Source organism: Parasphingomonas halimpatiens, assembly GCF_036663795.1.
Taxonomy (GTDB): Bacteria; Pseudomonadota; Alphaproteobacteria; order Sphingomonadales; family Sphingomonadaceae; genus Sphingomonas.
This window is the reverse complement of the sequence record NZ_JAXOJP010000067.1, coordinates 1-10,245: the sequence shown is the minus strand read 5'-3', so window position 1 is coordinate 10,245 and position 10,245 is coordinate 1. Positions and strand designations below refer to the sequence as shown.

The 10,245-nt window shown below is 67.1% G+C and carries 10 protein-coding genes; 5 read left to right on the top strand and 5 right to left on the bottom strand.

Going from position 1 to position 10,245, the window contains the following annotated elements; translation table 11 throughout:
* The first annotated feature begins 324 nt into the window (after window positions 1-324).
* Together U1839_RS26195 and U1839_RS26190 are read left to right on the top strand one after the other, a co-directional pair.
* A complete protein-coding gene (locus tag U1839_RS26195) occupies window positions 325-1,074 on the top strand; it encodes a hypothetical protein (RefSeq protein WP_332806498.1) in 750 nt (249 codons plus the stop codon).
* A gap of 161 nt (window positions 1,075-1,235) precedes the next feature.
* Entirely contained in the window at window positions 1,236-1,505 is a 270-nt protein-coding gene (locus U1839_RS26190) for a hypothetical protein (RefSeq protein WP_332806497.1), read from the top strand.
* A gap of 52 nt (window positions 1,506-1,557) precedes the next feature.
* On the opposite strand, the gene U1839_RS26185 is transcribed toward U1839_RS26190, so the two are convergent.
* From U1839_RS26185 to U1839_RS26165, 5 genes are all read right to left on the bottom strand, one after another.
* Window positions 1,558-2,418 carry an ion channel gene (locus U1839_RS26185; RefSeq protein WP_332806496.1) on the bottom strand — a complete coding sequence of 287 codons (861 nt, stop codon included), beginning with the start codon at window positions 2,416-2,418 and terminating at the stop codon, window positions 1,558-1,560.
* Window positions 2,419-2,463: 45 nt separating this feature from the next.
* A complete protein-coding gene (locus U1839_RS26180) occupies window positions 2,464-4,158 on the bottom strand; it encodes a putative bifunctional diguanylate cyclase/phosphodiesterase (protein WP_332806499.1) in 1,695 nt (564 codons plus the stop codon).
* An 88-nt stretch (window positions 4,159-4,246) separates the two neighbouring features.
* The gene (locus tag U1839_RS26175) at window positions 4,247-4,816 is read right to left on the bottom strand and encodes a Smr/MutS family protein (protein ID WP_332806495.1); all 570 of its coding nucleotides are present in this window, start codon (window positions 4,814-4,816) and stop codon (window positions 4,247-4,249) included.
* On the bottom strand, window positions 4,791-6,044 hold the full coding sequence (gene mltA, locus U1839_RS26170; protein WP_332806494.1) for a murein transglycosylase A: 1,254 nt from the start codon (window positions 6,042-6,044) through the stop codon (window positions 4,791-4,793). The genes U1839_RS26175 and mltA overlap by 26 nt, the downstream gene beginning before the upstream one ends.
* A 7-nt stretch (window positions 6,045-6,051) precedes the next feature.
* Window positions 6,052-6,696: a Tim44/TimA family putative adaptor protein gene (locus tag U1839_RS26165; RefSeq protein WP_332806493.1), complete on the bottom strand. Its 645-nt coding sequence runs from the start codon at window positions 6,694-6,696 to the stop codon at window positions 6,052-6,054.
* A gap of 197 nt (window positions 6,697-6,893) precedes the next feature.
* Here U1839_RS26165 and secB point away from each other — a divergent pair, with 197 nt between their 5' ends.
* Genes secB through trpS form a run of 3 tightly spaced genes read left to right on the top strand, consistent with a single transcriptional unit; the run spans window position 6,894 to window position 10,013 of the window.
* On the top strand, window positions 6,894-7,403 hold the full coding sequence (gene secB / locus U1839_RS26160; RefSeq protein WP_332806492.1) for a protein-export chaperone SecB: 510 nt from the start codon (window positions 6,894-6,896) through the stop codon (window positions 7,401-7,403).
* Between the two features lie 24 nt (window positions 7,404-7,427).
* Window positions 7,428-8,996, top strand: coding sequence for a murein biosynthesis integral membrane protein MurJ (gene murJ, locus U1839_RS26155; protein WP_332806491.1), 1,569 nt, complete (start codon window positions 7,428-7,430; stop codon window positions 8,994-8,996).
* 12 nt (window positions 8,997-9,008) lie between these two features.
* Complete coding sequence (gene trpS / locus U1839_RS26150) at window positions 9,009-10,013, top strand: tryptophan--tRNA ligase (protein ID WP_332806490.1); 1,005 nt, start codon at window positions 9,009-9,011, stop codon at window positions 10,011-10,013.
* Window positions 10,014-10,245: the final 232 nt, after the last annotated feature.

Genomic DNA, 10,245 nt, shown 5'->3' with positions numbered 1-10,245 from the left:
CCCATCGGCAACATCCCACCTGCCGAAGCCGAAGATCAATATTATGCTGCCGCGGACAACATCGATATGGCAGCGTGACTCACAACCCAACGCCTCCGGCAGACCCGGCGCGGTTCAGACCTCGGCATTTCCCACCATGCAGTCGAGAAGCGCCTGAAGATGGCGCGCACCAAGCTTGGCGCGACGTCGTCCTTGGACGCCGCTCGGATGCTCGTTGAGGCCGAAGGGTACGGTCAAGCCGTACCCCAATCGCCGGACCTAGCCTCTGATGCCCTCCCGCTACACTCAACTTTCAATCGTTTAGCAGTAGCAGGAGTGGCCATCATGATCTTCGTCGGAGCAATTATGCTCGCGCTTTTGCATCCCGCCGCCCTCTCGCAAGCGGGTAATAGTCAACCCGTGGCGCGGCCTGGAGAATTGGCGATAACCCCCGCCTCGGCGCCCAACCCCGGCACCGAGGCTGTGTTGCTAAGGCTTGTCGCCGGTCTGGCGAGCGGCTCACCCAACTACAACAAGCTCTCCCCTGAGTTCGCCGAAGTCGTCCGCCGGGACCTACCCATGACACATCCCATATTCAACTCGATGGGCGAGCTGAAGTCGGTGACTTTCCGCGGGCGCGGTACGATGGGCGATGACGTCTACGACCTGGTGTTCGCCAAGGGAAAGGTGATAATGTCGGCTAAGCTCGACGCCGACGGGCGGATGGCCGGCGGCATTCTGGCGCCGCCTGGAGTAAGGGAAGTGCCCGCCGTCACTCCCGCCTCGGCGCCCAACCCCGGCACCGAGGCTGTGTTGCGAAGTCTTGTCGCCGGTCTGGCGAGCGGCTCACCCGACTACAACAAGCTTTCTCTGCAGTTCGCGGAAGTCGTCCGCCGGGACCTGCCCAGGACACATCCCATGTTCAGCTCGATGGGCGAGCTGAAGTCGGTGACTTTCCGCGGGCGCGGTCCGAGGGGCGATGACGTTTACGATCTGATGTTCGCCAAGGGCGGGATGAGAATGTCGGTGGCGCTCGACGCCGATGGTAGGATGACCGGTGGCATGCTCCAACCGGTGGCGGAGCCCGGGCACTGACGGCGGGGGAGCGTTCTTACCAAGGGAAAGGAATGTCAGCTTTCCACCATTTTCCCCGTTCCGGCGCCGTCGATAAGCGTGCCCCCCTAGTGGCTGACCGGCAGGAACCACGACGCAGGCCTGCCCAACGGGGGCCGCCGCACTTGCGGACGTTGGCGCGCATGGTCAAACTGGCTGTCGATATGGAAGAGATCGCCAAAAGGCTGAACGACCCGGCGGTGCTTCCCCAGCATGCGTATCACCGCAATCACGCGACCTACGAACTGGTCAGCTATGTAAATTGCCTTGTTGGCTGCCGCATCAGCGGCAACACGGAGGGCGCGGCTCTTTTCGCAGAGAGGGTAGATCGGTTTATCGCCGAACATCCCCGAACCCCGGATGTCGCCGAATACTATCAAGCCGTCATCAACTATGTCCGTTCCGGGGCATAGGCTCCGGCAAATGTCAGAATCTTCCGGACCACCAGCAACACCGCGTCCGCCCCTACCCCCCGATCGGCACCGCATCATGAAACCGGTCAAGGTCGAGCAACATCACGCCGCCCTCCTCCGACACGACGTCGACGAATTCGTGATCGATCAGCACATCCTCGCGGCGGTAGCGCATGCCGCCGGTCGATTGCGTCGCGAGCAGGGTGTCGAGGCCGCTGACCGTCAGCGTGATCATGAAGCGCTCCTCGCTGGCGAGCGCGGCGAGCAGCGGGCTGTCGTCGTCGAGCAGGTGCACCAGCGTCCAGGACAGGCCGAGCGTCGGGTTGCGATCGCGCACCAGCGCGAGCGGGGTGAGGCGGCGGAAGGTGCGATGATCGGCGGTCTCGACATTTTCGAGCCAGGACAATTGCGCCGCGGCATCGGCCAGCGGCCGCGAGCGCATCATCGCGACACGCAACATCAGCGCGCGCTGCCCCCCGAACCGCCCGATCACCGCGATGCGGCTGAACAACAGGCTCTGGCGCGGGCGCGAGAAGCGCGCGAAGATCAGCCCGGTCATCGTCGCGGAAAAGAATAGGCCGATGAGGATCTCGACCGCGGCAAGGGCGTGGCCGAGCCGCGTGACCGGCGCCATCACGCCGTAACCGACCGTGCCGAGCGTATCGACCGAGAAGAAAAAGCCATCGACCAGCGAGCCCGGCGCGACATTGGCGATGGCGCCGGGGGACAGGGCGTAGAGCGTGCCGAACAGCAGGTTGATCGCGACGAACACACTTGTGCTCAGCGCGACGAACGCCGGCCAGGTCATTTCCATCACCCAGTAATAGAGATCGCCAAAGGGCGAGGGCGTGCCGGTCTTGACCGCCTGGAAGCCGCCGAACTGGACATTCTGCCTGCGAGGTTTGCGCGCCATGGCCGCATGGTCGGTCAGCCGGCGGGCGAGGTCAATGCGGCGCGGTCAGCCGATGGCGCGCGCGACCATGCCCTCGACCTTGCCGCCCTCGTCGCGCGACCAGGCGATGAAGGCCGCCTCGTCCATCGGCGGCGCGACGGCATAGCCCTGGATGACGTCGCAGCCGATCACGCGGAGCACATCGGCCTGGGCGGGGCTTTCGATGCCCTCGGCCACCGCCTCGCAGCCCAGACCGTGGATCAGGCCGATCACGGCGTGGACGATGGTGCGGGCATCGGCATTGTCGACGATGCTCTCGATCAGGCTGCGGTCGAGCTTGACGCGGTCGACCGGCAGGGCGCGCAGCCGCGACAGGTTGGAATAGCCGGTGCCGAAATCGTCGATCGCGATGGTCGCGCCGTCGGCGCGCAACGCGGCGATCGCCTCGATCACCTCGCTGCTGCAATGCATTGCCAGCGTCTCGGTGATTTCGAGCTCGAGCAGATGCGCGGGCGCTTTCGCGTCGAGCATCGCGGCGCGCAGGCGGCGGAAGAAGCTGGCATGATCGAGCTGGCGCGGCGACACGTTGATCGCGAGGCGCTGTTCGATGCCGATGCTGCCCCAGCGCGCGATGGTATCGGCGACGGTGGCGATGACCCATTCGCCGATCTCGACGATCAGCCCGGTTTCCTCGGCGCGCTGGATGAAGGTGCCCGGCAGGCGCAGGCCGTCGCGCGGATGGCGCCAGCGCAGCAATGCCTCGGCAGCGACGATGCGCCCGGCGGGCAGGCTGATCTGCGGCTGGAACACCAAAGCGAACTGATCGCTGTCGATCGCCTCGCGCAGATCGCATTCGAGCTGCGCGCGATCGGCAATCTCGGCGGCGAGCGCGTCGGTGAAATGTTCCGCGCGGCCGCGACCGCTGGCCTTGGCGTGATACATGGCGGCATCGGCGGCGCGCATCAGATCGGTCAGCGTCTCGCCGTGCAGCGGCCGCATGGCGATGCCGATCGAGGCGCCGATGACGATATCGGTGCCGAGCAGATCGAACGGCTCGCCCAGCGCGAAGAGCACGCCGCGCCCGATCCGCGCGGCCTCGGCCGAATCGCGGATGCCGGCGAAGAACATGGTGAATTCGTCGCCGGCGAGGCGGCCGATGAGCGGCACGACGCCGGGATGATCGGCCAGCACGCGATCAGCGACCGCGCGCAGCCGGTTGGCGACCATGCCGAGCAGCATGTCGCCCATGGCATGGCCCATCGTGTCGTTGACGGTCTTGAAGCGATCGAGGTCGATGAACAGCAGGGCGGCGCTGCTGCCGGGGCCGAGATCGCTCAGCATGCGCTCGCAGCTGCGGCGGAAATGCGTGCGATTGGGCAGCGCGGTGACCGGATCGAACAGCGCGAGGCGCTGGACGCTTTCGAGATTGGTGCTCAGCTGGTTGAACAGGCTGTGCATCGCGGCGGCGAGTTGCGGCACGTTTTCAGCGATTTCGACCGGAATATCGCTTTCCAGATCGCCCTGCGCGGCGCGCGCGATGCGGGCGATCGCGGCATCGATGGCGGAGGCGGTCGAAGCGATGGCGCGCTCGGCCGAGGCCCAGCACATCGCGGCGCAGACCAGCGCCGGAATGAGCGCGCGCGCCATGTTGGCGACGTCGATCTGGCCGCTCGACGTCGCGACCAGGGCGAGGATGAAGGCCAAAGCCCCCGCCCCCATGGCGAACCCGATCGCACGACTTTTGAGCGTTACGCCATCCATCGAAATGAAGGTGGCCCCCTTTGCCACGCCGCCCGGATGTCTCCGGGCGTGCGCGGAATATGCCACCAATAGGTTAACACTTTGGGCTTCAGGCGTCGCGCGGCCGGCGCAGTACGATATAGAGCGCGCCGGCCCCGCCATGGCGCGGATGCGCGCCGCGTACGGCGGCGATGGCGCCGGCATGGCGCGAGCCGGCGAGCCAGTCACCGACCGCCGCGCGGATCGCGCCGCGCGCATGCGGCCGCTCGCTGCCGGCGCGCGGCGGGCGCCCGGTGACGAGCAGCACGACGCGTTCGCCCGCGCCGATCGCCTGACCCAGCGCGCCGTCGAGCAGTCGGTACGCGGTATCGAGATTATGCCCGTGAAGGTCGATCGTGCGATCGGGCGCGACGATGCCGCGCGACAATTTGCGGTCCCAGCCACCGTCGAGCGTGACGCCGACCGCGGGCGCGGGCTTCGCGACGGGGCGCGGCGCAACCGGTCGCGGCGGGGCTATGGGTTTGGCCGGCTTGAGCGTTTTCGCTGGGCCGGGCGCCGGCACAGGCGTGGCGACGGCTGCGACGACGGGGCGTTTTCGCGCGGGCTCGATCGGCCGCACATTGGCCATCACGCGCGCCCATAACGCCGCTTCGTCAGCGCTGAGGCGTCGTCCCGACACCGTGGCCCTCCGCGGCGAGCCGCGCCAGCGTGCCCATCGGCAGCAACAGGAAGGCGGTGCCATGCGCGGTCATGCCGCCAGCGATGGCGCGCGCCTCGTCGCCCGCGCCCCAGAAGGTATCGACGCGGTTGGCGCCCTTGATCGCGCCGCCGGTATCCTGCGCGACCCACAGCCCGCTGGCATCGGCGCGGTCCATCGACAGGAAGACCGGCGCGCCGAGCGGGACGAAGCGGATATCGGCCGCGACCGTGGCGCGCGCGGCGACGGGCAGGCCAAGCGCGCCGAGCGGCGGGCCATCGAGCTCGCGGAAGAACACGAAGCTCTTGTTCTCTCGCATGATGTCGCGCCCCTGATCGGGGTGATCACGCAGCCATTGGGTGATGCCCTGCATCGACGCCTGGCCAGGAGCGAGCAGGCCGCGCTGGCGCATCAGCGCGCCGATCCCGGTATAATCGTGGCCGTTCTGGCTGGCATAGCCGATGCGCATCGCATCGCCACCCGGCAGGCGCAGGATGCCGGAGCCCTGCACCTCGAGAAAGAACATCTCGATCGGATCGGCGGCCCAGGCGATGATCGGCGCGTGGCGGCCGAGCCCGCCCTGCTCGATCGCGGCGCGGTCGAAATAGGGCACGAAGCTGGCGCCGTCGATGCGGCCGCGGATCTTGCGGCCCTTCAAATCATTGCTGAACTGGCCGAGATCGACATCGACGAGATCGTCGGGCCGGCCGTAGATCGGCGTGTCGAAGCCCTTGCGACGATCGCGCGAGCCGGCAATCTCGGGGACATAATAGCCGGTCGCGAAGGCGCGGCCGTCACCGATCTGGGCGCTTTCGAACCATTGCGCGAAGAAGGCGCGCGCCGCGCGGGGATCGGCGCCGCGCGCAGCGTCGCACGCCGCTTGCCAGTCGGCCGGCCGGGTCAGCCCGGAGCTATCGGTGCGGCGCAGCAAGGCGGGGCAGGACAGCCGGAAGGCCGCGAGCGACCGCGCCGCGGCGGCATCGTCGATCGGCAGGGTATAGATAGCGGGGCCGGCGATAACGCCGGCCGAAACCGCGTTCGCCGCGCCGGGTGTGGCCGTCGCGGTGACCGGCGGCAGCGGGGTCGCCGGGACGGGCGGCCGGGCCGGGCCGGCCGGCGGGCGATAGGAAGGTGTCGCCGGCGGCGGCACGATCCGCGCGCCACAAGCGCTCAGCAGCAGCGCGACCGCGAAGATCCCCCGGCCCCGCATCGTGCGATCAATCTTCGTCGGTGTCGACGAGCTTCCAGTTCGGGTCGCCGCTCTTGAGCGGGCGCGCGAAGGTCCAGGTCTCGTGCGTTTCGACCGCATCGCTGAGCGAGCCGGAAATGACCACGCCCTCGGCATCGCGCGTGATCGCGGCGATGTCCGAATCGAAGCGCACCGTGATGCGCGCGACGCGCGCCTCGACCGACGCATCGACGATCACCGCGCGCTCGATCGTGACGAGGCGGTTGTCGAGCACATGACCGGCGGTGGCGCGCTCGGCAATGGCCGTGGCGAAGGCATGGAGCACGTCATCGTCGACGAGATCGGCGAGCGCTTCCTCGTCACCCTTCCAATAGGCCTCGAGGATCATGCGATAGGCGGCTTGCGCGCCCTGCAGGAATTGCGCGACGTCGAAGGCCGGCTCGACGGCGATGATCGCGCGCAGGCCGGCCTGGGCGCGCGTATCGACGTTGCGATTGCTGCCATCGCGCGGCTCCGGCGCGACCTCGATCGGGCGCGGCAAGGTGATCGGCGGCGCGCGATCCTCGATCGCGCGCGTCAGCGGCTGTTCGTGACCCGTGCGTTTCCCGAGCACGCTGTAGAGGCGCATGCCGAGAAAGGCAGCAATGGCGGCAAAGACGACGATGTAAAACACTTGGCCTCCCTAGGGACACGGCGCCTAGCTACATAGGCACAAGTTGCACGGGTTTCAAAGGGCGCAACGCCCGGGCACCACGATTGTTGCCCTGACCCGCGCCCCCTGCTAGGCGCGCCCATCCGGTCGGCGGTTGCGCGACCTTCAGACATTCCACCTTTTCGACACCACTTATAGACACGAAGGATTGACGGTCGATGGACGAGCAGGACGACGGCATCATCACCCGTACCGAGCCGATGGCCAATGGTGAGGACACCAGCCCGGCGGCGGGGCTGATCTCGCAATATGTCAAGGATCTGTCGTTCGAGAATCCGAACGCGCCGGCGATCTACCAGAACCCGCAAGGGCCGGCGATCGACGTGCAGTTCAACATCGCCTCGGGCCAGGTTGCCGACGAAGTTTTTGAAATCATTCTGCGAATCGAAGTGAAGGCAGAGACCGAGGGCAAGGTCGCCTTCCTCGTCGACCTGTCCTATGCCGGGCTGTTCGGGCTGCGCAACATTCCCGAAGAGCATATCCAGCCCTTCCTGCTCGGCGAGGCGCCACGCCTGCTGTTCCCGTTCGCCCGCCGCGTGCTGGCCGATGCGGTGCGCGACGGCGGCTTCCCGCCGCTGCTGCTCGAGCCGATCGATTTCACCGCGCTCTACCTGCAGCAGGCCGAAGCGCAGCAAAGCGGCGCGGCAGGGGCGGCCGGCTCGGCCTGACGGCCGGCGGGCGGGGCAAAATAAATGAACCTGACGCGTGCACTCGGTTCGGTGGGCGGCCTGACGCTCGCCAGCCGGGTGCTCGGGCTGGTGCGCGATTCGCTGTTCGCGCGTTATGTCGGGGCGAGTTTCGCGTCGGACGCGTTTCTCGTCGCCTTTCGCCTGCCCAACATGTTCCGCGCGCTGTTCGCCGAAGGCGCGTTCTCGGCGGCGTTCATCCCGATGTTCAACCGCAAGGTCGCGGACAAGGACGGTGAAGGCCTGGCAACGGGCGTGGCCTTCGCGCAGGACGTGCTGTCGGTGTTGCTGCCGATCCTGATCGTCATGACGATCGTGCTCGAGGTCTTCGCCTGGCCGGTGACGCTGGCATTGTCGGGCGGGTTCAATGACATCACGCAAGGGCAGTTCGCCTTTGCGGTGCAGCTGTCGCGCTTCACCATTCCCTATCTGATGCTGATCAGCCTGGTGTCGCTGCTGGGCGGCATCCTCAATTCGCTGCACAAATTCTGGGTCAATGCGGCGGCACCGATCCTGCTCAACCTGACGCTGATCGCGGCGCTGCTGTTCTTTCACAACCATGATCCGATGGTCACCGCGCGCAACCAGGCGATCGCGGTCAGCGTCTCCGGCTTGTTCCAGCTGATCTGGCTGGCCTGGTCGTGCCGCGCCAATGGCGTCAGGCTGAGACCGCGTGTGCCGAAGTTGACGCCCGACGTGAAGAAGCTGCTGGCGCTGATCTGGCCCGCCGCGGTCGGCGCCGGCGCGGTACAGATCAACCTCGTCGTTTCGACCCGCGTGGCCGCGTCTTTGCTTTCGGCCGGCTCGGTGACCTATATCTATATGGCCGACCGGGTGAACCAGTTGCCGCTCGGCCTGATCGGCATCGGGCTCGGCACCGTGCTGCTGCCGCTGATCTCGAAGCAGCTCGGCGCCGGGGAAGACGCCCAGGCGATGGAGACGCAGAATCGCGGCATGGAGCTGGCGCTGCTGCTGACCCTGCCGGCGACGGTCGCGTTGGTGCTGTGCGGCGCGCCCATCGTCGCGGCGCTGTTCGAGCATGGCAAGTTCAGTGCGCAGGACACGCTTTATACCGCGCAGGCGCTCGCCGCCTTTTCGGTCGGGCTGCCGAGCTACATCCTGATCAAGGTGCTGACGCCGGGCTTCTACGCGCGCAGCGATACCAAAACGCCGGTGCGCTTTGCGACGATCTCGATGGTCGTGAACCTCGTGCTCAACCTCGCGCTGATCGTGCCGCTCAGGCATATGGGGCCGCCGCTGGCGACCGCGCTGGCGTCGAGCGTGAACACTTTCCTGCTCTATCGCACGCTGCGCCAGCGCGGGCATTTCGCGCCCGATGCGCGGCTGCGCCGCCGGGCGTGGCGGCTCGCGCTCGCGGCGCTGGCGATGGGTGTGGTGCTGTGGCTGCTCGAAGGGCTGTTGGCGCCTTATACGCATGGCAGCTGGCTGGTGCGGACGGGCGCGATGGTGGTGCTGGTCGCGACCGGCGGCGTGGTCTATGCGATCGCGACCTTCGCCCTCGGCGCGTTCACGCGCGACGATCTGACCTTCCTGCGGCGCCGTCGCGCCGCCTGACACGAGAACAACATGCGCGTCGTCTCCGGCATCCAGCCCACCGGCAACCTCCACCTCGGCAATTATCTCGGCGCGATCAAGCAATGGGTCGCGATGCAGGATGCGATGAAGCCGGACGAGGAATGCCTGTTCTTCCTGGCTGATCTGCACGCGCTGTCGCAGCCGGTGGTTGCGAAGGAACTGGCAAGCAACACGATCGAGATGGCGGCGGCGCTGCTCGCCTGCGGCATCGACCCGGAGCGCGCGATCCTGTTCAACCAGGCGCGCGTGCCGGCGCATAGCGAGCTGGCGTGGATCCTCGGCGGCACGGCGCGGATGGGCTGGCTCAACCGCATGACGCAGTGGAAGGACAAGGCGGGAAAGGCGGGCGAGTCGCAGAGCGTCGACCTGTTCACCTATCCCGTGCTGCAGGCCGCCGACGTGCTGCTCTACCAGGCGACGCATGTGCCGGTCGGCGAGGACCAGAAGCAGCATCTCGAGCTGGCGCGCGACGTTGCGACCAAGTTCAACAATGATTTCGGCGTCGAGCTGTTCACCCTGCCCGCGCCGTTCATTTCCACGGCGGCGCCGCGCATCATGTCGTTGCGCGACGGATCGGCCAAGATGTCGAAGTCCGACCCTTCGGATGCCTCGCGGATCAATCTCATCGATAGCGACGAGTTGATCGCGCAGAAGATCAAGAAGGCCAAGTCCGACGCGGAGGTGTTGCCCGACACGATGGAACTGCTCAGCGAGCGGGCGGAGGCGCGCAACCTGGTGACGATCTACGCCGCGCTTGCCGACATGACGCCGGCCGCGGTGCTCGGCGAGTTTGCGGGGAAGGGTTTCGGCGCGTTCAAGCCGGCGCTGGCGGACCTGGCGATCGCCAGCCTCGGCCCGATCCGCGAGCGGCTGTCAGCATTGCTGGCCGATCGCGCGGCGGTCGCCGCGACGCTGGCCAAGGGTGCGGCGCGTGCCGCCGAACTTGCCGCCCCAACGCTACGTGCAGCGCAGGCGACGGTTGGGTTGCAGGCGTAAGGCGGCGGCGTATTAGGGATCGGCACTTATGGCCCCTCCCTTTCAGGGGCGGGGTTGGGGTGGGGCTTCTCCACGAACGTCCCGCTTGCGGCGCGGCCCCACCCCCAAACCCCTCCCCTGAAGGCTACCAGATTCACACATTGGTCTGGTATCCGAGGGTTTGGATTGCACGTTTAGCGGCCTGGATTTCGAGCCATCCGTTGAGCATGACGACCGGGCCGGGTTTTCCGTA

Coding starts and splice junctions, on each gene's coding strand:
- U1839_RS26195 (WP_332806498.1), top strand. CDS start 325: ATGATCTTCGTCGGAGCAATTATGCTCGCGCTTTTGCATCCCGCCGCC.
- U1839_RS26190 (WP_332806497.1), top strand. CDS start 1,236: ATGGTCAAACTGGCTGTCGATATGGAAGAGATCGCCAAAAGGCTGAAC.
- U1839_RS26185 (WP_332806496.1), bottom strand. CDS start 2,418: ATGGCGCGCAAACCTCGCAGGCAGAATGTCCAGTTCGGCGGCTTCCAG.
- U1839_RS26180 (WP_332806499.1), bottom strand. CDS start 4,158: ATGGATGGCGTAACGCTCAAAAGTCGTGCGATCGGGTTCGCCATGGGG.
- mltA (WP_332806494.1), bottom strand. CDS start 6,044: ATGCGGGGCCGGGGGATCTTCGCGGTCGCGCTGCTGCTGAGCGCTTGT.
- secB (WP_332806492.1), top strand. CDS start 6,894: ATGGACGAGCAGGACGACGGCATCATCACCCGTACCGAGCCGATGGCC.
- murJ (WP_332806491.1), top strand. CDS start 7,428: ATGAACCTGACGCGTGCACTCGGTTCGGTGGGCGGCCTGACGCTCGCC.
- trpS (WP_332806490.1), top strand. CDS start 9,009: ATGCGCGTCGTCTCCGGCATCCAGCCCACCGGCAACCTCCACCTCGGC.